This is a genomic window from Burkholderia sp. MSh2 (assembly GCF_000731655.1).
GTDB classification, from domain to species: Bacteria; Pseudomonadota; Gammaproteobacteria; order Burkholderiales; family Burkholderiaceae; genus Burkholderia; species Burkholderia paludis.
The window spans coordinates 173,662-194,926 of the sequence record NZ_JPGM01000029.1 but is presented as its reverse complement, the minus strand read 5'-3'; the positions used below and the strand labels follow the sequence as shown (position 1 = coordinate 194,926).

Annotated in this window: 22 protein-coding genes and 3 pseudogenes; 2 read left to right on the top strand and 23 right to left on the bottom strand. The window is 60.1% G+C overall.

Features of this window, described 5'->3' with window-relative positions; translation table 11 throughout:
• Nucleotides 1–257 precede the first annotated feature (257 nt).
• The 4 genes and pseudogenes from GQ57_RS19630 to leuB form a co-directional block, all read right to left on the bottom strand.
• The gene (locus GQ57_RS19630; RefSeq protein WP_034198776.1) at nucleotides 258–1,259 is read right to left on the bottom strand and encodes a hypothetical protein; all 1,002 of its coding nucleotides are present in this window, start codon (nucleotides 1,257–1,259) and stop codon (nucleotides 258–260) included.
• Nucleotides 1,260–1,484: 225 nt separating this feature from the next.
• Nucleotides 1,485–1,838 (bottom strand): hypothetical protein, encoded by a 354-nt coding sequence (locus tag GQ57_RS19625; protein ID WP_200880666.1) that lies wholly within the window; start codon nucleotides 1,836–1,838, stop codon nucleotides 1,485–1,487.
• Nucleotides 1,839–2,264: 426 nt separating this feature from the next.
• Nucleotides 2,265–2,821: pseudogene (locus GQ57_RS19620) on the bottom strand (tyrosine-type recombinase/integrase).
• Nucleotides 2,822–2,845: 24 nt separating this feature from the next.
• Nucleotides 2,846–3,940: a 3-isopropylmalate dehydrogenase gene (leuB, locus tag GQ57_RS19615; RefSeq protein ID WP_034198796.1), complete on the bottom strand. Its 1,095-nt coding sequence runs from the start codon at nucleotides 3,938–3,940 to the stop codon at nucleotides 2,846–2,848.
• Between the two features lie 545 nt (nucleotides 3,941–4,485).
• Here leuB and GQ57_RS39740 point away from each other — a divergent pair.
• Nucleotides 4,486–4,944: pseudogene (locus GQ57_RS39740) on the top strand (type VI secretion system Vgr family protein); the annotation flags it as partial.
• A gap of 981 nt (nucleotides 4,945–5,925) precedes the next feature.
• Here the strand turns inward: GQ57_RS39740 and GQ57_RS19605 are convergent.
• From GQ57_RS19605 to GQ57_RS19545, 17 genes and pseudogenes are all read right to left on the bottom strand, one after another.
• Nucleotides 5,926–6,381: a hypothetical protein gene (locus GQ57_RS19605; protein WP_034198774.1), complete on the bottom strand. Its 456-nt coding sequence runs from the start codon at nucleotides 6,379–6,381 to the stop codon at nucleotides 5,926–5,928.
• Nucleotides 6,382–6,444: 63 nt separating this feature from the next.
• On the bottom strand, nucleotides 6,445–6,702 hold the full coding sequence (locus GQ57_RS41910; protein ID WP_152603311.1) for a hypothetical protein: 258 nt from the start codon (nucleotides 6,700–6,702) through the stop codon (nucleotides 6,445–6,447).
• Between the two features lie 24 nt (nucleotides 6,703–6,726).
• Complete coding sequence (locus GQ57_RS19600; RefSeq protein ID WP_034198773.1) at nucleotides 6,727–8,244, bottom strand: DKNYY domain-containing protein; 1,518 nt, start codon at nucleotides 8,242–8,244, stop codon at nucleotides 6,727–6,729.
• Between the two features lie 149 nt (nucleotides 8,245–8,393).
• Nucleotides 8,394–8,924, bottom strand: a complete 531-nt coding sequence (locus GQ57_RS19595) for a hypothetical protein (protein WP_034198772.1) — start codon at nucleotides 8,922–8,924, stop codon at nucleotides 8,394–8,396.
• Between the two features lie 133 nt (nucleotides 8,925–9,057).
• Nucleotides 9,058–9,720 (bottom strand): hypothetical protein, encoded by a 663-nt coding sequence (locus tag GQ57_RS41905; protein ID WP_152603310.1) that lies wholly within the window; start codon nucleotides 9,718–9,720, stop codon nucleotides 9,058–9,060.
• Nucleotides 9,721–9,985: 265 nt separating this feature from the next.
• Nucleotides 9,986–10,525 carry a hypothetical protein gene (locus GQ57_RS41900; RefSeq protein ID WP_152603309.1) on the bottom strand — a complete coding sequence of 180 codons (540 nt, stop codon included), beginning with the start codon at nucleotides 10,523–10,525 and terminating at the stop codon, nucleotides 9,986–9,988.
• 258 nt (nucleotides 10,526–10,783) lie between these two features.
• Nucleotides 10,784–11,194, bottom strand: a pseudogene (locus GQ57_RS43800) (integrase); the annotation flags it as partial.
• Between the two features lie 60 nt (nucleotides 11,195–11,254).
• Nucleotides 11,255–11,713 carry a DUF805 domain-containing protein gene (locus tag GQ57_RS19590; RefSeq protein WP_254599540.1) on the bottom strand — a complete coding sequence of 153 codons (459 nt, stop codon included), beginning with the start codon at nucleotides 11,711–11,713 and terminating at the stop codon, nucleotides 11,255–11,257.
• 325 nt (nucleotides 11,714–12,038) lie between these two features.
• Nucleotides 12,039–12,722 (bottom strand): hypothetical protein, encoded by a 684-nt coding sequence (locus tag GQ57_RS19585; RefSeq protein ID WP_034198771.1) that lies wholly within the window; start codon nucleotides 12,720–12,722, stop codon nucleotides 12,039–12,041.
• A 141-nt stretch (nucleotides 12,723–12,863) separates the two neighbouring features.
• A complete protein-coding gene (locus GQ57_RS38240; protein WP_152603308.1) occupies nucleotides 12,864–13,547 on the bottom strand; it encodes a lysozyme inhibitor LprI family protein in 684 nt (227 codons plus the stop codon).
• A gap of 72 nt (nucleotides 13,548–13,619) precedes the next feature.
• A complete protein-coding gene (locus tag GQ57_RS19575; RefSeq protein ID WP_152601732.1) occupies nucleotides 13,620–14,015 on the bottom strand; it encodes a hypothetical protein in 396 nt (131 codons plus the stop codon).
• A 238-nt stretch (nucleotides 14,016–14,253) separates the two neighbouring features.
• Nucleotides 14,254–14,673, bottom strand: coding sequence for a hypothetical protein (locus tag GQ57_RS19570; protein WP_152601731.1), 420 nt, complete (start codon nucleotides 14,671–14,673; stop codon nucleotides 14,254–14,256).
• Between the two features lie 156 nt (nucleotides 14,674–14,829).
• Nucleotides 14,830–15,201 (bottom strand): DUF4087 domain-containing protein, encoded by a 372-nt coding sequence (locus GQ57_RS19565; RefSeq protein ID WP_052001396.1) that lies wholly within the window; start codon nucleotides 15,199–15,201, stop codon nucleotides 14,830–14,832.
• Nucleotides 15,202–15,324: 123 nt separating this feature from the next.
• Complete coding sequence (locus GQ57_RS19560; protein ID WP_034198770.1) at nucleotides 15,325–15,849, bottom strand: hypothetical protein; 525 nt, start codon at nucleotides 15,847–15,849, stop codon at nucleotides 15,325–15,327.
• Complete coding sequence (locus tag GQ57_RS19555) at nucleotides 15,849–16,652, bottom strand: lysozyme inhibitor LprI family protein (RefSeq protein ID WP_160257536.1); 804 nt, start codon at nucleotides 16,650–16,652, stop codon at nucleotides 15,849–15,851. The genes GQ57_RS19560 and GQ57_RS19555 overlap by 1 nt, the downstream gene beginning before the upstream one ends.
• A 147-nt stretch (nucleotides 16,653–16,799) precedes the next feature.
• Nucleotides 16,800–17,432: a hypothetical protein gene (locus tag GQ57_RS38235; RefSeq protein WP_052001395.1), complete on the bottom strand. Its 633-nt coding sequence runs from the start codon at nucleotides 17,430–17,432 to the stop codon at nucleotides 16,800–16,802.
• Between the two features lie 132 nt (nucleotides 17,433–17,564).
• Nucleotides 17,565–18,383, bottom strand: coding sequence for a hypothetical protein (locus GQ57_RS19545; protein ID WP_152603306.1), 819 nt, complete (start codon nucleotides 18,381–18,383; stop codon nucleotides 17,565–17,567).
• 81 nt (nucleotides 18,384–18,464) lie between these two features.
• Between GQ57_RS19545 and GQ57_RS19540 the strand changes: the two genes are divergently transcribed.
• The gene (locus GQ57_RS19540; protein WP_031398811.1) at nucleotides 18,465–19,208 is read left to right on the top strand and encodes a helix-turn-helix domain-containing protein; all 744 of its coding nucleotides are present in this window, start codon (nucleotides 18,465–18,467) and stop codon (nucleotides 19,206–19,208) included.
• Nucleotides 19,209–19,235: 27 nt separating this feature from the next.
• On the opposite strand, the gene GQ57_RS19535 is transcribed toward GQ57_RS19540, so the two are convergent.
• Together GQ57_RS19535 and GQ57_RS19530 are read right to left on the bottom strand one after the other, a co-directional pair.
• Entirely contained in the window at nucleotides 19,236–19,853 is a 618-nt protein-coding gene (locus tag GQ57_RS19535) for a hypothetical protein (RefSeq protein WP_152603305.1), read from the bottom strand.
• Between the two features lie 98 nt (nucleotides 19,854–19,951).
• Entirely contained in the window at nucleotides 19,952–20,449 is a 498-nt protein-coding gene (locus tag GQ57_RS19530; RefSeq protein WP_034198767.1) for a hypothetical protein, read from the bottom strand.
• Nucleotides 20,450–21,265 lie beyond the last annotated feature (816 nt).

Below are 21,265 nucleotides of genomic sequence, written 5' to 3'. Positions count from 1 at the left end.
CTTTCTGACTGTCTGTATAGTAGATCCGCCGCCTCTGTTTCATTGCAACACTCCTCGCTGCTATGCAGCTTCAAGTGTGTTGCATCGACGGGTTGAATCCGCAACCCACAACGGTCAGTCGAATTTCTCCCAATCAGCCATTCGCGGCTTCGCCATATCGTCGCGCGCCTGCACCTGGACCGGCAGGTCGAACGCGGTCCCAGACGCTGACGTACCGTTTTCTGTGGCTTGCTTACCGACCGGCGGAAAAGCAGATTTCAACGCTCATCATCAACACCTCCATCCGATTCGACGGTTCGCCAGTGCGCAATCCGCTCTGGTCTGTAAGTAATCTTGGCCAGCGCTCGCTCAGTCTCGGGCAGCGCGTTCCGAACGGCAGACATACATTTTTCGGGCTGCGCGGTCTCCCACTCAAATGAAGTCGAAAGCTGGCTGACGCTCCCCGTCGCCGGCCTCGCAAGTTCAGAGGGCAAATGGATGGCATTAAAATCCGGGATAGCACTACGTCCGATCAGCCCGACCTGGCGCGCGACTGCCATAGGGAGCTCAAGGCTCACCCGATAGCGGCCGCCGGAAGGTTCGAGCGGGACCAGCGCATTAATGTGCTCGAATGCCTCAGCCGTAGCCACCGCCCACTCCAAGCCAATCCCATCACGAAGTATCGTCGTGCCGTCCCCATGGGGCGGAACGTTATAGAACGGATTGCCTGGGACTTTTAGTTGGGGGAAAGCACTCAGGACACGAGCCACCTCATCGTCCGCAGCGTCCTCGATTACGCCTCCGACGACCGATGACGCCAAGTCACCAAGTGGTCCACGACCATTGCCACCCCAAGCGCCCACTAACGTGTCGCTAAGCGTCATCCCGTGCAATGCCTGGCTCAAAGGAGTAGCTGGAAAGCAGAAATCGGAACTATCGATCTGGCACGTCGGATCGATTCCGGCGCCCACGAGCAGCGCCCATACAGCTTGGTTCTCCGTCCAGACGCTTACCAGGCCATCCTGAACGCGCACCGTAAGGGGCGTCGCGGGGGCGTCCTGAACGGATTCCAAGCGGTGGCCGACGAGTTCGAACCACTCTGCAAGCGTGGCTGGCAGTACGAAATTGAGGTGAGCCGAGATATCGGCGAGCTCGTCGGGCGAGCAGCCATCGGCTGAATCCAAGGCGCGCACATACCAGATACGCAGAAGTTCATCGAGCCATTGCCAGCGCGGAGAGCCTAGAAGGTCGAGCTGACGGCGGGAAGCACGATCGGTCATTAGCTATGTCTCCAGTCTGATGAAATCGTCGTGCGGTGATGACGTGAGATTGTGTGTGGCATTCCCAACGACGGTCATCAAAAAGTATTCGTGACCTGGATTGGTGACGGTTTAGACACCGAAGTCGAAGGTCCGAAAGTGGCCGGTTTGTACCTGTCGCGGCCGACCATCATCGGCCCGTAGGGTAGGTATGCCGATGAAATCTGGGTGCCGAAAAGCAGTCGCTCAGTTCCCGCTGAACTGTTGCTCGTAGCGGGCAACGTGCTCCCGAAATAGCTCACCGTAGAGGGGATACGGTATGCCCAACACGGTCGCCTCGACGTACGCCGGTTCACCGTCCTCGGCGTGATTCGAGTAGTCCAGGATCGCAACCCCGGCACATGGCACCAAAGCTCCTGCCGGCGTCTTTACGCTCAAGGCGAGCCCCGATTGATCGGCATGGTTCGTCTGGCATTCGTGCTGAATTTCCCTGTACTTGTCAGCAGCGACAAATTTGCCGAACGCAACACCCATGGGCGGATCGCCCAGCTCTAGAGCGGAATGTCCAACCAGAGTGTCTTTGGCGTAGATTGCAAACATCAACATGTCCTCGGCCGGAACCGTTAGGCAAGTACAGCGTATCCCTACCGGAAGCAGCCCCTCACGACAGGCAGCTCTTGGCCGATCTTACCCGTTCTCGCGCCCCGGTTCGTCCGACTCTTGGTCACCTTGCGAAAGAAGGTCGGATAGTTCGGAGGGCGAGAGGCGCTTCATTTTCCTTTCGAGTTTTCGATCGTATCGCCGGTCGTTTGGCTCTGAGGCCTGAGTTTTTCGCGCGTACTGCAGCACGAAGCGATTGAGCTCCCCAGCTAGCCGATTTTTTGTGCGGTTCGTAGCCATTTATCGATCCTGCGCGGCTTCAAGGCATGCGTGGCATAAGCCCGCGAACCGATTGTTACCGATTCAGATACCGACGTCGAGTGACCTCTTCTGGCCGGCAAGCAACCACTCACCGGCCGAGCTACCTCAAACCTCGGTTTGCTCCGCGTTCTCAAGGACATCGTCGACCTCGACGCCGAGATAGCGAACCCTGCTTTCCAGCTTCATATGCCCGAGCAACAGCTGTACCGCCCTAAGATTCTTCGTTCGCCGGTAGATCAGCGAAGCTTTTGTGCGCCGCATCGTGTGGGTACCGTATGCGGTATCGTCGAGACCAATCGACGCGCCCCAGCGATGCACCATCCGGGTCTATTACCGGGTCGACAGATGCGCGACGTATGCCATCGGCTCGGAAGCAGAAAATCCGCCACCTTTAGTCCTCGCGCTTCGACCCATGCTTGGAGGCTCTCACTGGTCTGTTCCGTGATCTCGAATTGGACCGGCCGCTGGGTCCTCTGCTGCATGACGGTGGCCCTCGCTGCCATGTGGCTTCCGTGACGGACGTCCCGCACCTGCAATCGCGTGAGATCGCACGCTCGAAGCTTGCTATCGAGCGCGAGATTGAGCATCGCAAGCTGACGAACGTTCAACGCCATCCGAAGCCTCGTCCGGATCGAACCGGCTGCAGCATGATCGAGCCGCACACCTCATGGCCGACATGACGGCCTTTACGAACCTGCCGCTTGCGTCGTGAGGGCCGCCGCGACCGCGCTGCCCATCTCGTTGGTTCCGACCTTGCGCGTGCCGGCTTCCCATATGTCGGCCGTGCGCAGCCCTTGCGCGAGCACCCGCCTGACCGCCGTCTCGATACGCTCGGCCTCATCAGGCAGGTTCAGCGAATGGCGAAGCATCATTGCCGCAGACAGGATGGTCGCGAGAGGATTCGCGATGTCCTTGCCAGCGATGTCCGGCGCCGAACCGTGCGACGGCTCATACAAGCCCTTGCCGTTCGCGTCGAGGGATGCCGAAGGCAACATGCCAATCGACCCGGTCAGCATCGCCGCTTCGTCCGACAGGATATCGCCGAACAAGTTGCCAGTGACGATCACGTCGAACGTCTTCGGCGCGCGCACCAGTTGCATGGCGGCGTTGTCGATGTACATGTGCGAAAGCTCGACGTCGGGATATTCGCTCGCCACCTTGATCATCGTGTCACGCCAGAATTGTGAGGTCTCCAGCACATTGGCCTTGTCGACGCTGCACAGGCGCTTGCTGCGCTTTTGCGCGGCGCGAAAGGCAACATGGGCCACGCGGACAACTTCCGGCGCGCTGTAGCGCATCGTGTCAAACCCTTCGTCATGCCCCTGGAACGGTCCGTCGGGTGCGAGACGCGTGCCGCGCGGCTCACCGAAATACACGTCGCCGGTCAGATCGCGGATGATCAAGATGTCGAGGCCGGCAACGACTTCCGGCTTGAGCGTCGACGCGGCTGACAGTTCCGGATACAGCATCGCCGGGCGCAGGTTGGCGAACAACCCAAGATGCTTGCGCAGACCGAGGATCGCCTGCTCCGGTCGCAGCGGCCGGTCGAGCCGGTCGTATTGCAAGTCGCCGACGGCGCCGAGGAGAATCGCATCGGCTGATTTTGCCAGCTCGAGCGTAGGCTCCGGCAAGGGATGGCCATAGATGGCGTAGCCAGTCCCCCCCACCGGCGCTTCTTCCAACTCGAAGGAACAACCGAGCGCGTTAAGTACCTTGACGGCTTGCGCCGTAATTTCAGGACCGATGCCGTCACCGGGTAAAACAGCAATTCTGCGATTCATGCTCATTGGGTTTCTGTCGATTGAAGGATCTCAGAGTAATCGACGTGCACCCGTAGAAAAAGATGACCATTTATCCCGGTACAAGTCATGCCACACTATCCGAAACGCCTTCAACCCGGCAGACGCGATCCGGGGGCATCCTCGAACGGCCGGTTGAATCCGCCCGGCTTATCCGACAACGCCCGCAGCACAACGCTACGCCAAAACCTACTTCGCCCCTTTCAGCAACGGGCCGCTAGCGACTCGTAACAACTGCCCGGCGTCACGCCGATCGTCCAGGGTGAGTGCCGCGGAAAAGAAAGGCCTGCCGGGCCAGTTGGCGCGGCGGGTAGTAATGATGCGGGCCGATTGTTGCTGCTCACCGCGAGGGCGAGCGGAAAGACCAGGCGTCAACCAATCTCTCCGCCGCAGATCATGGCCGATCGGTTCATCGATGGAATCAGGGGCCAGATAGTGTCTTTTGTTTTGTCGGCCTTTCTCCTACAGTAACGGGGCCTCGGGCCGGCTGGCCTACCGGGCAGAACCTGAGAAGGAATGAACAAAAAATGAGTTTCGCTCCGAATGGCGGTCTTCCGACCGGGCTCGGCGGCAGCCCGCTGGGCGCCTTGACGCCGATTGGCAGTGCATTGGGCGGCCACGGCGGCTCGCTCACCTCCGGCGTCGCCGGACAGCTTGGCTCCTTGGCTGGTTTGGCCCGGCACGTCGACCCCGTCCAGCCCGCGATGCAACTCGCGCAAACCGGCTTCTCGCTGATGGACAAGACGCCCGGTGCGGTCGCCGAGGCGATCAACGGCGCCGGCTCCCCCGCGCACCTGACCCAGCTCAACCGCTACGTGACGCTCGACACGCCGCCCGGCCCGGACGTGCTGCCGGTCAGCGCAGTCGTCGTCGACGAGCATGTGAACCGGATGCCCGAGATCCACCTCGACCTGCTGTCCCGTCGCCACGATCTTCCCCCCGAGGAACTGATCGACCAGCAGGCGCGCCGGTCGACGCTCGTGCGTCGTTCTTCATGGGTCAATCGTTTGTCGTTGCTCCTTTCGGCAGTGGCCTGCACGGTGATTACTGGTTGTAGTGCAGTCGATTCGCAAACTCTTGAGCAGCGCCCGGACCCGACAGCCCGGTATCTGATCTGGGCTCAAGGCGACAAGCCAACCCGCACCCTTTATTTCGCACAAAGAGTCATCGATGCGCTCTCCTCGAATCCGGTCAGGCACGTCGATCTCATGATCGTTTATGAAGCGCCCAAAGAACCCTATTCGGTAGTGAGGCAGCTTCTGGTCAACTGCACCACAGGTCAGTATTCCGAGCTTGCGAATGCCACTATCTACCGCGATGGACGGACTTCAAGAATTGTCGAGCGCGGGAATCATCCGTTGGTGCCGCAGTTTGCCAAGTTCTCCTGCGGTCCAGTCGGAGAGCTGACGCTGGACAATGGATTCGTGAAGATGGGGCCCTTGCTCGACAACCAACTGATCAACTGGGCATGGATGTACCCTTGGAAAGATGGTCAGCGGCCGCCCGAGGCCAAAGCTACGCCCGAACAGGCGGCGCAAATGCTGAAGAAACTGGATGAAGTCGATAAAGCGGCGTTTAAGACATACGATAAGGAGCGGCAGGACGTTATCGAAAAGTCGGGAGAGATTGCCAAGCTTGGTACTCGCCCCCCGGGAATGTCCAATCAGATTAATCACGGGCCCCCTCATCCTTGCGGCGGTCCGGGCCCGGGGGAGGTCGTGGTGGGTCAGATGCCGGCCACGAATGGCGTCGGAGCCATTGCGCTATGCATGTCTCAGTGATTGAGTTGGTAATGTCAACATGTTTGGCAAGCGAACGAATGGAGGCAACTGAAGTGGGTAGTTGCTTGGCCTATGGACTGCTACCGACCCTGAAGGGACGATCAGTTGTCTCCATCGCGGGCATTCCCGGCTTCGATGTACGACTGCTTGCCTATCACGTGGGGTGATCAAGGTGGCTAACAGTGATTAGCCTTCTGAGCATTTTTCCTGGTGCTCCAAGAAGCGCTCCGCTTCCTGAATGACATTCGCTGCAAGAGGATGTTCCCGCACCCCACGAAGTAGATTGAGCAATGGAGCCCTCTCTGTGGTGTTCGTATTTGCGTTCAGGATTCGATTCACCATCCATAGATTCAAGTACATCGGCCTGTTGCGAACCGACTCGATAAGCCGTTGCTCATAAGCGGCAATGCCCAGAGATTCGATTGCGTGAACAAGTGGTCCGGGACTGCCTAGGTCCGCATCCGGCGCACGCTCCATGATGTCAAACATGGCCGGAACCACTCGGATCTTGTCTTCGACCGGCAGCATCTGGAAGGTGTCCCCGAGTATGTCGTAGAGATCACGGACGTTTCTCGTATCACTATCAGAATCCGCTACGAACGCGTTAAGAGCTGCAATTATCTGATCGGCTGCAGTAGTCATGGCTGGAAGTAGTCCAAAGGTAATTTGGTAGCCGTTGAGCTTTCGCTCCAGTCAATCCAGTCGTCACGACGCAACCACATTGACTTGCACTTGCGCGCCGTCCGGAAAGTTGCTCTGACCTGCGGCGGAATTTTGTAGCCAGTCAGGCAGTGAGTCTCGCGTCGATATTATCGGAATCAATCCCGCGAGGCGCTCGAGGACCAGGCACGCTGGCGCACTCGCCCGGCACTGCTCGGGAAATCCGGGCTTGCGATAGCTTGAATCGACCTGCAACAAGCGAATCGCCGCACCGACGAACATGATTCGCAAACGGCTCGCCATGCTTTCATCCGCCCTGCATCACGGTCATTCACCGGACGCGATCCCGTATACGTAAAGTTGCCGATCGTCCCGGGCTTCGCACCAGTTGAGTACCCGCAAGCTATCGGGTAACGCATCGGGGATGACTTTGCCGTAAGCATAAACACACGTCCCGTCCCGCGCATAGATGCTGCCTGCCAGATTCTGGAAGCTGTCGAGGTCAGCGCCGTCGATCCGGTCTGCCTGAAACCACACATTGTTGCGATCGATCGCATAGCTGAAGCCAATCGCGCGAAAGGTGGCGGGATCCGCACCTTCCAATACTTGCGCCTCCCACCACACGCTGAAGCCGTCGGTGCAGAACGGCCCTGCCAGGCGCAGGGCATGAGCGGCGGAAGACGGCATGCGAACGAGCCGGGCGAGGTTTGAATCGTAGTGCCATAGTGCACCGCCATCACGAAAATAGCCCTGCCCGAGAAACTCGAACTGTTCCGGCACGGCATGTTCCAAAGGCGCGCCAAACCGGTATATCGCATTGCGACCGCGAGCGATCGCGCCTGGAGTGAAAAGGATGGTCACGTCGCCGGGAAGCTCCGGCATGCGTCTCATCCCATGCCACACATGCGTGGCATCTTCGTAATAGTCGCTACGGCTATCGATGCGCTTCAGCGTGGCAGGATCCACTTCATCCTGCTCCAGCCCGCTGCTGTCGAGTTGAGCAAACAACCCTCGCCGGCCAACGATGACGACGTCACCCACCACTTTGGGCTTTCCTTCCAGCTTTAGAATCAGTTGACCTTCACAATACAGATGTATCGCATCGGCCCAGAGTCGTCCTGCGAGCCGCCTGAAGGTGTAAGGGTCCGCCTGAGGTACCGGCACCGCGCTTTCGTCGTCGCGATCATTCCACAGCACGCGCTTACCGTCGGTAAAGTAATCGTCTCCGATCAAAACATGATCATCCGGCGTTGCTCGACGGACAAATGAATTGCCCATTCGTTTAAAGCAAAGCACGATCTTGCGGTGATACAAGACGGGATAATGGCGATACTGCTCCGGCATCCATTTCAGCAGCTTGACCAGCAACGGTTCGAGTTCATCAAGTGCATGCGGATGCGACGTCTCCACTGGCACGACCGCATGCCGGCGCATGATGGATGCGGAGATCTCCGCGAAGCTCCCGAAGGGATAGGTGCCGATCGCCAGGTAACCATCGTCGTCCATATCGGTGTATTGCGTCAGCAGTTCAAGCAGAGACACGACCGGGACCGTCGCAGATCCGCGGGCGCCGCTGTTACTCAGGAAGAATACGAGCGTTTGCGTGGCCGGTAGGTACTGGCAGATATACAGCGTCTCCTGCGGGTTCAGATCGGCTTCGTCAAGCATCCCGGCGAGCACATCGAGCACCTTGTTCCCCGGAGCTATGCTGTGCTTGAACCAGCGCGCCAGTGCCGCTTCGCTTAAACGTATCTGGGCCGCAACGGAAACCGATTCGCTCATGGTGACTGCCCATCCTGTTTCTTCGTTAAATTCAATAATCAAAGCGGTGACCCGGATTTTCATCACCGATATTCGTTAATCTATCAATTCCGCCTATCGCTCGATTGAAACGAAGCGCCGGCTCATTCCCAATCGATCCGGACGGTTCATCGCATCCGGATAGACACACGCGGGCTATCCGCCCCCTCTTTTCCTGCCCCTCCTCAGGAAATTTATCCCGGCGCGCGGCGTCGAACGAACGCAAGCGTCGTGGTTAGCACTCGCTTGGCGAAGGTCTCGTCCCGGTTCAAGGCCATAAGATCGTCGACGGCAAGTTGCTCGACAAAATTGCAGATCAGCGCCAACACGTAAAAATTTGCGTCGGTGCAATGCCATTCGTCGTACCCGGCATGTGAGGCGAGCATACGGAAATAACCCTCGCCATACTCGACCACCCGCCCGAACGCCTTGACGACATCGGCCTCGTTCGCCAATCCAAGCCTGCCGGCTAACGTCTCCAGTCGTCCAATGTCATCCATGTGCCAGGCGTCGAAACCCGATGGAAGGAATTGAGGGTTGCGCCTGCCCTGCTCGGGAAAAGGAAACTGACCGCGCTCGATGATGGCATGGAACTGGAATCGGCTATCCGCTATAGCCAGGAGCGCCTCATATTGCCCCGCTCCGAAGTTACCGCGGCCGTACGTCCGGGCCAGTTCGCGAGCGAGCGCCGGCTCGAAGAGCGTCTCCTGACCATCGTCGTGCACTCCGAACGCCTGAGCGCCCCTGAAACCAACGGCCAGCCAACCGTTCCAGACATTGCCATTTCCAATAGCCGCCACACACAGATAGCAAAACAGGATTCGTGAACAATTCTAAAAATCTCCTACAATCATCCGCTCAATTAATTTTTATCAATTTCCCAATATCCTTTCCGCATTTAAAGCTACGGTTGCGAATTTCCTCAATTTTCGAAGCAGCCGGGCTGACCCACTTGGCGGGCAGTTTGCAGGCGTAGTGAGTCGATATATTCGGCTCCCCATCGCCAGGATAATCGGTCCCGTCGTCATGTATAGCGCCGGTTAAAGCATTGATGCTTGTAATGGATTCCTTGGCGCCGCTTGCGGTGCCACCATACATGTCATATCCGTATTCATCCCATCCGGCCAGGACCCATTGTTTGTTACGTATTGTCAAACGCCATGTTTCAGACCACCGAAGTCGGCCACCACCACCCGAGTTCTGCACGATCAAGGAACCATGCTTGATGGTGAGCGGCTGGAACGGGTCGCCCTGGATGCCGCCGTCATCCGGTCCGAGCGCGATGACGTCATTACCGAAGACCTGTTTTCCACCAACGAAGATGCGTAAGCGGCGACGCGAACCATGTGGCGCGCGAAGCACGTCAACGCACGCACTTATAGGGGGGCTTGTCCCTAGCGAACCGCGTACGCTGTCGTCGATCGAATATCCCGTGTCGAGCTCGCCACAGGGGGACTCCGGCATGCCTGAGTCGACTGCACGCGCGGCTGTCGCAACCATGAAGGCGACAAGCGCGAGCATGCAGCGTTCGATATATCGCTTTCGACCCGCAGTGGCACTGGGTGTTGTTGCTCTCATTTCGGATGTCATTTCTGATTCGATGCAGGTTTTCGCGGCCAGCGACCCGACGCACACGTTTCAATTCAAAATGATCTTGACGTCGCTGCCGACTGACCGCTTGTGGCCGGTAGTCGTGGAAGCGACCGGTTGAATCCACCGCCCATTTCGGTCGTCCGACGCTCTGAAAAGTGGCCACACAATACGCTTCGGGCAAGGTCCTTCGAGCTCAGCGCACCGGATGGCAACCGGCAGGCACATGCCATGACCACCGCCCCTGGGTCTTGATCAACCCTACGACCGCGTTCGGCGAATCCCGGCACGAGGCTTCAGCCTCGAGTTTGCCACTTTCGCCCCAGCGGGGGTTAGAAAGCTCGTGTAACGGAGCAGCGCCGACATTTCCGGACACGATGAAGCTATGGCCCTGCCACGACACCCGTCCATCATTCGCATAGCGAACCGCCCAATCCTCGCCATCAAGGCCATCTTCCTGCCCAATCGCCAGATAGGCACGACCATCAGGGGAGAAGATCACTTCTTGTCCCGCGGGCAATATCTGTCCAGTGCGTTCGTCAATCAGCTTGCCGGTAAATTCGTCCCCGTCGTCCCATCCAATCAGCGAGTACCCTCCCAGACTCCCGCAGAATGTGTAGGCGATATTGTCAAGCCCAGCGGCCGGAATGTCCTTGAACAGTAATGCCTTCCCCGCGACATTGACGCGCAGAACATGTGGTGCAATTCTCTCTGCGAGTCCGTGCGACTCTGCCATAAGACGGGATTCCGCTGCCTTCTGGTTCAGAGTGCCTGCTTGCGCATCTGCACAATTCAACGTCAGAGTCGAAGCGCATGCGTGTGCGCACAACAGGCAGGAAGCAACGACCAACAACCGTGTTTTGAACGGCAAGGCAAAGCCCTCCTGATAGAGCGCGGCCTCCCGAACGCAGAAGGCGAGATAGAAATGATTCAGCGAGCGACGTCGAATGGCTGCTCCTGGCCGGCAAGCGACCGCCCGCTGGCCACGATGCCGTCAAACCTCCGTCTGCTCCGTCGCTTCAAGGGCGTCGTTGACATCGATGCCGAGATAGCGAACCGTGCTTTCTAGCTTCGTATGGCCGAGTCGCAACCGCACCGCCCGGAGGCTTTTCGTCCGCAGATAGATCGGTGACGCTTTTGTGCGGCGCATCGTGTAGCGTATGCGGTATCGTCCGGGCCGACCGACGCAGCCCGGCAACGTATCAACCGGGCACATTGACGCGTCGGCAAATGCAGCGATGTAACAACCAGCTCGGAAGCAGGAAACCCGCCGCCTTCAGTCCTCGCGCTTCGATCCAAGCCCCGGGGTTCCGACGAATCTGTTCCGTGATCTCGAGTGCACCGGCTGCCGAGTCTTCTGCGCCATGATTGCCGCGCTGGAAGCCGAGTGGCTTCCGTGACGGACAGCCACTCGTTCATGCTGGCGCCAGATCAATAAAACGTAATTCGAAATCCAGATACCCCGTTACGCAGCACTACCCCCGATCGTTGCCGCCTTGGGATCGTCGCCGAAACGATTCTCTCCGACAGTACCAGGGATGAACAGATAGACCAGGTTAACGACCGGGCAGAGCAGCCACCAGCCGCTGTGATCCGTATCGTGCATGCGCCGTACTCCGACCGCAACGCTCGGAATCAAGAGCGCCAGGTTATAGAGTTGCGCCCAATTGACGAGCGCAACGTTTCCCACCCTTACAGCAATAAAACCCAGGATGGCACCGATTACCCCTGCAATAATTGTGTTGACCAGGAGGAACATCCAGTACTCTTTGCGACGTGCACGCCCGTTAAAAATAGCGTAATTTTTTAGAACCTTTAAATACCATTTCATTATTTTCTCGCTTTTACAATCCTGGCCCGTAACATTGGAATAATGATTCAGCACATCAACTGGCGCAATAGGGATGCCTGTTGCCGTAAACATTTCTGACAATTGTCATGCCGATCTCGCCATGCCCGCCGCCAGATACTGACGACGGCTGGTACTGGCGTGAACGCCGCAAGCACTCTGCTAGTCGCGCGCTCCCCCCAAAAAACCACTGCGCCCGCTCATGGAGACTGCCCCACCTGCTCGCAAGCGAAGCCCAACACTATTGCCCGACGGCTCATCGTGGAATTCCGCCGTCGGCAATCACCCCGGCTCCACCACTTACCCGACTGTCCGAATTCACACAGCCACCTCTCGTTTGCACCGTCTGAGCCGGAACGACATTCGCCGCCGGCGCTTTGGTACCACGCGGAATTGCGATTCAAGACAATCCCGGCCTGCTTTTCTTGTAGAGATGGGCGGCACGCGTCAGCGTTTCGGGAGGAATCTTCAAGCCCGGCGCGACCGGAGAAAAATCCTGAACATGAAACTGATGGCCGTCCATGCGATAGAGGTCCAGCAGGTCATAGACATCGCCGGCAGTCCTGATCTGCGGCGCGCTGCCTTCCTGGAACGTGTTGAAGCGCGTATCCCACATCGCTTCGCAGGCAACGTCCGGATCCTCGTCATCGATACGGCGAGGCTGATCGGTCCACGCATATTCCAGGCTGCACATCTCCTGCACGACCACGGTTCTTGTCTTGCGCCCATCCTGCAACGGCAGCACGGCATCGCGCAGCCACCAGCGCCCGCTGTCGATGAACGCAGTTCCCCAGGAGACCGACTCGCCTCCGACACTCAACAGCACATAGCGACCATCACGACCGAAATACTGCAAGCCGTAGTCGTCGCCTCTCTTCGGTTGCCCGAACGTCGCGTCGTTCAGGTAGGCCAGTATCTGTTCTCGCGAGGGAAAGACGTGATTCATGCAATCGTCCACGGCGGATGCACCTTCCAGCCGGTCGCAACGATAGGCCGGCAGCGTATCGTGCCTGGGCCGCAGCACGTAACCGGCTCCGAGCGCCGAGATTGCTACGAAGGCAAACAGAAATTTCCGTATCCTCATGACCCTTGCCGTTCGATAGCCTCCGGTCGAACCGCGATGTTCCGGCTCGATCCCGCGTCGACCGGCACGATACGCGGTGGCGCAACCTCCCGCACGGAAGCCGCGCCGTCACAGGCATTCGATGAATCTGTCTTCGACGGGTTAGCCGCCGGGGCACACGGCCTGCGTAAACGCCGCAAGACCGCCGCCGGTTTCCGAGAAGCCATAGAAATTGACCGCGAGGTTGCCGACCCTGTCCTCGTCGCACACCTGAACCGGCCGCTGGCTGCCGAGATCGCAAAGCGCGCCGTAGCTGTCGGGATGCGAGTCGAGCGACACGATCCGCGAGCACGCACCGAGCGATTGCGTAATGCCGACCTTTCTCAGATCCTGCTGTATCTGCCGGGTCACGCGGGCAGCCGTTGCGACATCGCTGACATAGGTCGCGGAGCCGCCGTCGAAACGGATCGACGCGAGCGCCTTGATGCGCGCATCGTAGGCATCCCCGACACAGGCCGCCGTGGTACAGACGTCGCGCACGTGCCCGATCCATTGTTTCTGGACGGTGGTCAATTTCTGCTTGTCGATCGGCGCCGCATCGGCGATCGTCCAGCCATACAGCCGATTGAGCGCGGCATCGCGTGCCGTCAGGGACGGATTTGCACAGATCAGCTTCTCGACGCCGGAGCTCGCCGCCGCGCAATCGAGGCCTGCGGCAATGGAGCCGGACGCCCACGTCATCGCACTCCACACGAACAGGACCTTCGCGGCATGAGGCATGCCACGCACGCCGACCGGCGCACCCGCATCCGGCAATCCCGACGATCTCTTCCTGGTTGCTCTCACGAACCCCTCCTTGAACAGCGCCGTCGATACGCGGCCGATACCGCGAGCCCGTCCCGTCAGTCGCGTGCCGCGTCATTTCTCGCTGAATCGGCCGCGCACGAGATACGCCAGCACCGCGAGAACCAGGCAGGCCGCGCAGGCCGGCCAGTACTCCACCCAAACCCACTCGTTTTGCTCGGCAACTGCGTACCATGCGAAACCGACGCACAGCAGACACTGCGCGATCAACAACAGGGCAACCTGCACTTTCCCCAGCAACCCCATGACGCGCACCACGGGCAACAAGGCTGCGGGAAGCAACAGATAACCCCAATAGAACGCCATCGTCGTCAGTTCATCCGTCGTGCGACGCACAAGATTCGACGCGTCGGCCGCCGTCAGCATCGCTCCGAACGACACCGCAACGAAAACCGCGGTACCGAATCGTACGCAATACGCTTCGCAAATGTCACCATACTTTCCTCTCACGATCGCCCTCCCGTTCGACGATGCGACCCGCCCTTGTCGCTGCGAGTCGCGGCCGTGTATCGATTCGCGCGCCAGCGGCCTCCAGCGCGGTGAAGATCGATTCCGTCGACCTCCATCCCGGCGCCATCATCGCGCAAACGGGTCATGTGCACTCTTTTTCCTTGGCGAAGCTCGCAGGGGATACCGAACGTATCGAATTACGCGACTTTTTCGAGCGCACGGCAACACGGCATCGCCGTCACGATCTGGCCTGGCGCAAGTATTCGGTCGCCGGTCGGCGATACAGCAGACAGGCAAACAGCGCGAACAGCAGTGCCGAAGGAACGAGCGCGACGACCATGGTCATGTCGGTCGGCATGGTGACCGCCGAGATCGCCAGCCCCGCCACGCTCGCACCCACGTACAGCGTGCGCCCCCACTCTCGCCCCTTGAGTATCGCGACGCCGGCCACGATACATGACACCGCGACGATCAATCCGACCAGAATCGTCACGCCGGGCCTCACGCGGTATTGGCTGAGCAACTCGATCGCCAGCGGATTACTCAGCAAAAGCGGCAAGTAGACGAGATTCCCCACATCCAGTACGACAAGAAGCCAGCCCAGGATAGTCAGCGAAGTCGGTCTTTTCATTGCGCCTTCTTCCGTAGTTACCGTCATCGAACGCTCCAGTTTCCGGTCAGTTACTTCCGCCGCTTGTCGGCCCTCAGGTTTCGCCCCTTGCACGAGGCCTGATTCACCGGGTATCGCACTGCCGGCGCATCGCCCGCATGCGGGTCGCGCTCCGTACGCGGCGGGAGATCCGAGCATCGCCCTTCAGTCCGGCTTCGGCAGCGCCTTGTCGGATTCGCAGCGTTTCCACGGAACGCCTTTGCCGGAATCGACCCGTGTAATCCTGGCGCGCCTCGCGTCCGTTTCCACATTCAGGCAAGCGCATCCGACCCGCGTGTCGAAATGCCTGAACATGTAACGCCGATCGGTTACAGACGGCAGGTTCTCGAGTCCATCGGCATCCTTTCCGCCTTGCCGGTTCGGCGTCTTGATCGTCCAAGTCGCGTCCTTGTCGATGAGTTCGAGGTCGTTCGGGGCCGAACTGATGTAATACCCGCAGCGTTGCTCCGCATGCACGGTCACGCATGAGAGCAGCAGCATCGCGCCGATTGCGGCGCCGCCGGAATGTCGAATCATCGTGAAAGCCCCGATCGAAATGTGACGTGATGAATCCCGCTCGATACCGGCCCCGATCTTCGCGCCGCCACCGGTCCGCGTTCGTCGCACGCCTATCCGCGAGCTCTCGCGTGCGGCCACTGCCTACTTGCCCGTGACGGGATCGCAGCCCGGCAGCGTGAAGCCGCTGTCCTGCACGCCGGACAGTTTCGCGCCCGAGCACGCCAGCACCGTATGGGTGTACGAGAAATGAGTCGGCACGCATCTGTACGATTCGCCGAATTGCTGCTCGACACCCCGCGTCGCCATACCGACCGTTGCCTCGTACCGCACCGTATCGGCACCCGTCGACACGACACCGTTCGTATCGAGTGTCTTTCGGCGCGTTCCACCGTTCTCCATCGGAACGTCGCCATCCGTCGTGCCATTCACGTCGTCGGCGTGAACCTGCTGCAGGTAGGCACGGCAGGACTCGAAGCTGTCGAAGTCACGCGATGGCAGCGCGCGCGGCGGGATGTGGCCGCTCGCCGACACCTGCGTCGACACTGATGCGCCTGCGATCGACACCGCGAACGCCAGCACGCGAGCGCGTCGGCACGCGAGCGTCGCCGCGCTGTTACGCCGTTGCGACGAATCGGTCACGCCGCCACCTTCAAGGTGCGCCCGCATCAGTTCGCTCCCGAAGAAGGGAAATACTCGCCATCCAGCGACCCGCTGGTGCCGCAGTAAGGCGCGTGCCAATCCTGCACGTTCGACGGAGGCTGCGTCTCGACTTTCAGCAACGGCCCGTCGCGGCTTAGCCGCACCACCGCGCCTCCGTCGACCTTCACCACCAGCTTGCCGTCGACGATCGCGCCAATACCGCCGGCATCGCAAACCCATCGCCCCATGTCTGGTTCGACCGTGTTGACCGATACCTTGTAGGCGCCGTCCGCCGCATCCACGACGACAAGACCGCCGACACTGCCCCAACGACCGGAAAAACCCGCCGGTGCGCGAGCAGGGATACCTCGCAGGAATCGGGTCCGGCTTTCCATGTTCTCGCGCAATCCCTTCTCGTCGGCGCGGCTCGAAGCATCGTGAAACGCCTGGTCGCGCGCAACGAGATAAGCCTTCTGATCCTCAACGAGCTTCCGGCCGGCATCGCGATCGAGACGCTCACGCGCGACACGGTATGCGTCGGCCATTGCGCGATCGGCCCCCGTCAGCGCAGGACTCCCGCAAATCGCGGTCTCGACACTCGTCGACGCATGCGCGCAGTCGAACGACGGTGCCGCGGCCCGGGATACGACCGGCAACACGAGCGCGATACCGAGCAGACATCCCGCCCACCCGGTGACAACCTGCTTCCCCATACCACCCACCTCACTGGATTCATATGACAGCCGCGCCGAACGACGACGCGCCCACACGGCCTGCGAACCGGCGTCATGTTCGACATCCCGCTTGAATGACGCTTGATTCAAGCCCATCCTGCACACCCGCCGCCCGTTTCCACTCATGCATATATTCGGCCCCAGACACGAAGCGCATCGGCAAGCTTCGCCCCGCTCGCTCGAACCGACTTTCCGGAATCGCATACCGGCACTTCATAACGACGATCCGATGCCGTCAGCCTGTCACCGGGGCTTGCCCACGACCGTCAGAACGATTGAAAACGTATTGCTTGCGTCGGGTCCGAAATCCGAGCGGCGCGCATTGCCGATACTCACGCGTGACCGCTGCGAATCGACGAAGGAGCGATTCGAAAAGAAACGCTCGACGCTTGCCGGCGCACCGCTGTCGGCCGGCATCACGCCGGTACTCAGCACGAGGCGATTGATCCGGGCTTCGGCATTGGCGCTTTCCACCGTCCAGTGGCACGTTCCAAGGCCGAAATAGTCTTCGTCCTGCATCAGATCCGCGAACATCGTGCCCGTGTAGCGATTTCCGCCCACGCGCGTCAATTCGACGGGCACCGACCTTTCAAGGACCGGCGTCGCGCCGCTGCCTCTCAACACCCTGATGCAGCGGTCGTTCACGACCTGGTACAGCACATGGATACCGATCGAATCGAACGGCGCCGGAGCGTCCTTGACCGTCACCGTGATCTCGTACGGCCGACTCGGATGCGGATTCAGCCTGAAGGCGGGTTCGCGGCTCATGGCCGTGCGCGTGCACGCGGCCAGAATCAGCAGCGCAACGGCTACTCGCCAGCCATGCGGCGACGGTGTCCATCCGTCAACGCCGCTCGAACCTTTCATCGCCGCCATGAACCGCTCCGTCTGTTGTGATGCACAGATCGTCAGCACCCTCCCGTCGTCGACACGCGTCGCCCCGAGCGACGCGCCGTCGCCCCGCTTCCGACTACCGGTGCAGTCACCGCGATTCGACGCGCGTCCTGACTAACGACGCAGCTCCGCCGGAACCGAACCCGAAGCCGCAACGAACCGGCCGTTCCGCAACTTCCACACCACGGCCTGCTGCGCGACTTTCCCACTGCGCCTGACCGAATAGACGACGCGGACCTGATCGGGTTGCGGCTGTCCGATCTCGACCTTGCCTTCGATCTGCGTCTCCTTCGCCGGGTCGTCCACGGCACCGCCGTCGCTATAGCTCGTCGGAATCGTGCCAAGCGACGCGATGCCGTCGCTCCGGAACACGAACAGCGCGACGGAGCCGTAGTCGTAACCCTGCCCGTTGCCATCGCCGGCGATCGTCATACCCTCGTCCGCGCCGTATCGAATCGCCGTGATTTTCCCGACGTTACCCATCCCGCTTCCACCATCCGCGAAATCGCGCCGGACCGTCACCAGCCGAAACGCCCCGTTCTCCGATCTCAGGAAATACGCCGACAGCCGGGCTTCGGTAACGGGATAGACTTCACCCGGCACCGAGCCCATGATCAGCACGCGCGCGTCCGGATACATGAGCGTTGCCACGGGAAAAATGCATGCGCGCGCCGGACCTTGCTCCGGCACATAGGCGGGATTCCGCCCGAAGATCATGGAAACGGCGTCACGCGTCGCGGCGTCTTTCGCCAGCGTATCCGTTGCGGACGCACAGAACGGCCGCGCGTCGCCGGCGTGCGCCAAGCCGGCATGCAAAAAGGCGACCGATACACATGCGGCGATCCACGCCTTCACTCCCGATCGCAATTCATTGATATTCAACGCATCCCCCGATGGACCATCGGTCCGCAATCGATCAACGGAAGTCAGCATGCCAAAAGACTTCGGTTTCCGCACCCGCCTCGCCATTCCTTAAATAAAATAACACTCCCCGTCGCGGATTCCGATACTCCCATGACCGAATTGCCCCGACTCGTCGCTACCCTCAAACGCCGGCTCAAGGCCGCGGGCCTCACCTACCGCGACGCCGCGCAAGCACTCGATCTGTCCGAGCCCAGCGTGAAACGCCTGCTGACGGACGGCAACCTGACCGTCGAACGGCTTTCCCAGTTTTGCGATCTCGTCGGACTGACGATGATCGAATTGCTGCAGGAGGCCGAGGCATCCCTTCCTTTGCTGCACACGTTGACCCACGAGCAGGAAGCACGGCTCGTCGCCGACGAAAAGCAGCTCCTGGTTACCGTTTGCGCGTTCAATCACTGGTCCGTTTCCGACATGGTTTCTCACTACCGGTTGACGGAAGCCGAGTGCATCAAGAACCTGCTCGCGCTCGACCGGATGGGCATCATCGAACTGAAGCCCGGCAACCGCATCCGGCTCCGGATTGCGCGGGATTTCGAATGGCTCGTGAACGGACCCATCCAGCAATTCTTCGTGCGCCAGGCCCTGCCCGATTTCATGGAAAGCCGGTTCGACATTCCCGACGAAGCGATGGGGTTCGTCCACGGCATGCTGACAAAGGCCGCCTACCAGCAATTGCAAACCGAGCTGCGTAAGTTGCGCACCCGATTTGCCGCATTGCACGATCAGTCGGCCAGCGCCCCTTTGCAGGAACGACGCGGCACCGCACTCCTGCTGACCACCCGCGTCTGGGAGCCCGATGCGTTCCGGAAGCTCAAACGCGCTTCGCACGGGTAAGCGCCCGGACCGCTCCAACCCGCCGTGCTATTTTTTCGACACCCCGAACACACCCAGCTTTCTTTCAATTTCATTTCGCACGCCTTGAGACACACCCGCACGATGAAGCGCGGCGGGATTGAGCGGATCGCTCGCAAACGCACCCTGCACGACATCGTCGATCTTCAGACGCCCCTCTTCATTCTTCAAAAAGAACAAGGAAACGTATCGATTGCGTGCGCAACCCCGAACGGCAACCACCGTGCCGTTGATACCATTCGAAACGTCACCGAATCGGTCTTTCCTTGCGCAATTGCCGCTGGATTCAGCACCAATCAGATAGTCCGTCTCGCCGTTCGTGACGTTATCGATGCCGGGGCTGCCGTTCGGCGTGGACACGATATCCGGATTCGCCGCCTCCTTCGCTTTCAAGTCATACCAGGCACGCAGGAAAGCGCGCGTGAAAAGACCGGCCTCCAGATCGGTCGGTGCGCGACTGGCGCCTCGCAACAACTCGCTGGCGTCGTCGGCACGCCCTTCGTAACCAACCGCGAATTTCACGATCTCCGTCGCGCCGGCGCCTGCCGGCGGTACCGGTAACGCCGCATGCGCGGCAAGCGAAGGCGCGATCACGAGCATGGCCAGCCATGCTTCCTTCAAGAACATCACCGTCTCGCCCTCCCGATCCGCCGACTCATTCAGACAACCGGTACACACCCAACGGCGCGACCGGATCGCAAACGCCAAGCCAGCCGGGCGGCAATTCAGCGCCTCAGCCACAGCCCCATATGGTGAAACAACACCCACTGATCGTCATTCCGCTCGAGATAGACCTTGATCGTGTCGCCGGATTGCAGCGACAAGCGCAACGTGTTGGTCCCTCCCATCCAGTGCTTTGGCGTTTGCACGTTTTGCCGCGCCGTAAATTGAAGCCGCCGCTCGCCCGGCGGAAGCGCCCCTTTGTCGATCTGCTGCACTTCCATCGTGACCGTGTAGATGGCCGTCACGAGCCTGGGACGCGGGCGGAAGAAATCGACCAACGCATCGACGGCGGACCGCTCCACCGACTCCTCGTCCGGATATCGGACCTCGTCGTGCTCGACCACCGAATCCACATAGCCCGTTGCAATCAGATCGGCCTGACTCGCGAGCTGGTCGTCGCTCATCGGCGGCACTTCCGCGCGCACCGGCATCGCGAGCATCATCACCGTCGACGCGATTGCGATGCAGAACCTCGCTGCGATCAGGTTTCCGGCAAGCATGGAGCGCCTATGTTCGAAAAAGTGACGTGGTACGTGCCGCTTGGGTCGCGAGCGAAAACCTTGCATGCCGGAACGACCAAGAGCAATCGTCGCGGAAGCGGAAAACGCCCGCGGATTCCGATCTCTAGCAACATGACTCGAACGATCGTCGCTCCGCTCACGTCGAGCGAAGCGTATCCGGATATCGCGAAGAAATGCGAAGAATTTCCATGTCGCGGATGAATCTCCACCTTTTGTGGACGCAATTGAACATTCCGGATTCGTTGCCATGCGATAACGGAGTCCGACAACTCCAGCCGGTCGCCGGTACTGAACTGCCACATTCGTTCGTTGCACGATGCACCCGCCGCCAACCACGAGCCGTGCGCCCCCGCCCGTCGTCCATCCCGTGTGCGCTCCCTCGACCGGCTTTCGTCAGTACGACGCTTGTCCGGCAAGGCGACTGCACATCGCTGCGGCCGGATCCGCACGGGACGCCTGGCACGCCGTCTATTGGGTACGCACCGGAAAGCTGCAACCGGCGTAATACACATGGCGATCTGCATATCCGTTGCCGTTACAGTGTTCACCGTTTTCTGAATTGCTTTGTCGAGGGTTGTATCGGCTCTCTTGCCTGAACTTCAGTGGTCCGGCGCGAGGAACGCACCCGGATCGCCGGGCGTTGTCACCATAGCCCGGAGCAGGAACGCAGGCCTGCCACCCTTGCTCGCTGGAGCGGTATTGCCCTTCGGCATGGGCACCCATGGCCCTTGCCAGCCATGCCAGTCCTTGCAGCCGTCGAATCCGTCGCATCGCGCGCATGACTGCACGCCCTCA

Bases quoted from the DNA above. Each gene is read 5' to 3' on its own strand.
- GQ57_RS19630 (WP_034198776.1), bottom strand. From the start codon at position 1,259: ATGACCGATCGTGCTTCCCGCCGTCAGCTCGACCTTCTAGGCTCTCCG.
- GQ57_RS19625 (WP_200880666.1), bottom strand. From the start codon at position 1,838: ATGTTTGCAATCTACGCCAAAGACACTCTGGTTGGACATTCCGCTCTA.
- leuB (WP_034198796.1), bottom strand. From the start codon at position 3,940: ATGAATCGCAGAATTGCTGTTTTACCCGGTGACGGCATCGGTCCTGAA.
- GQ57_RS19605 (WP_034198774.1), bottom strand. From the start codon at position 6,381: ATGACTACTGCAGCCGATCAGATAATTGCAGCTCTTAACGCGTTCGTA.
- GQ57_RS41910 (WP_152603311.1), bottom strand. From the start codon at position 6,702: ATGGCGAGCCGTTTGCGAATCATGTTCGTCGGTGCGGCGATTCGCTTG.
- GQ57_RS19600 (WP_034198773.1), bottom strand. From the start codon at position 8,244: ATGAAAATCCGGGTCACCGCTTTGATTATTGAATTTAACGAAGAAACA.
- GQ57_RS41905 (WP_152603310.1), bottom strand. From the start codon at position 9,720: ATGCTCGCGCTTGTCGCCTTCATGGTTGCGACAGCCGCGCGTGCAGTC.
- GQ57_RS41900 (WP_152603309.1), bottom strand. From the start codon at position 10,525: ATGGCAGAGTCGCACGGACTCGCAGAGAGAATTGCACCACATGTTCTG.
- GQ57_RS19590 (WP_254599540.1), bottom strand. From the start codon at position 11,713: ATGTTTACGGCAACAGGCATCCCTATTGCGCCAGTTGATGTGCTGAAT.
- GQ57_RS19585 (WP_034198771.1), bottom strand. From the start codon at position 12,722: ATGAGGATACGGAAATTTCTGTTTGCCTTCGTAGCAATCTCGGCGCTC.
- GQ57_RS19570 (WP_152601731.1), bottom strand. From the start codon at position 14,673: ATGACGGTAACTACGGAAGAAGGCGCAATGAAAAGACCGACTTCGCTG.
- GQ57_RS19565 (WP_052001396.1), bottom strand. From the start codon at position 15,201: ATGATTCGACATTCCGGCGGCGCCGCAATCGGCGCGATGCTGCTGCTC.
- GQ57_RS19560 (WP_034198770.1), bottom strand. From the start codon at position 15,849: ATGCGGGCGCACCTTGAAGGTGGCGGCGTGACCGATTCGTCGCAACGG.
- GQ57_RS19555 (WP_160257536.1), bottom strand. From the start codon at position 16,652: ATGGGCTTGAATCAAGCGTCATTCAAGCGGGATGTCGAACATGACGCC.
- GQ57_RS38235 (WP_052001395.1), bottom strand. From the start codon at position 17,432: ATGGCGGCGATGAAAGGTTCGAGCGGCGTTGACGGATGGACACCGTCG.
- GQ57_RS19545 (WP_152603306.1), bottom strand. From the start codon at position 18,383: ATGCTGACTTCCGTTGATCGATTGCGGACCGATGGTCCATCGGGGGAT.
- GQ57_RS19540 (WP_031398811.1), top strand. From the start codon at position 18,465: ATGACCGAATTGCCCCGACTCGTCGCTACCCTCAAACGCCGGCTCAAG.
- GQ57_RS19535 (WP_152603305.1), bottom strand. From the start codon at position 19,853: ATGTTCTTGAAGGAAGCATGGCTGGCCATGCTCGTGATCGCGCCTTCG.
- GQ57_RS19530 (WP_034198767.1), bottom strand. From the start codon at position 20,449: ATGCTTGCCGGAAACCTGATCGCAGCGAGGTTCTGCATCGCAATCGCG.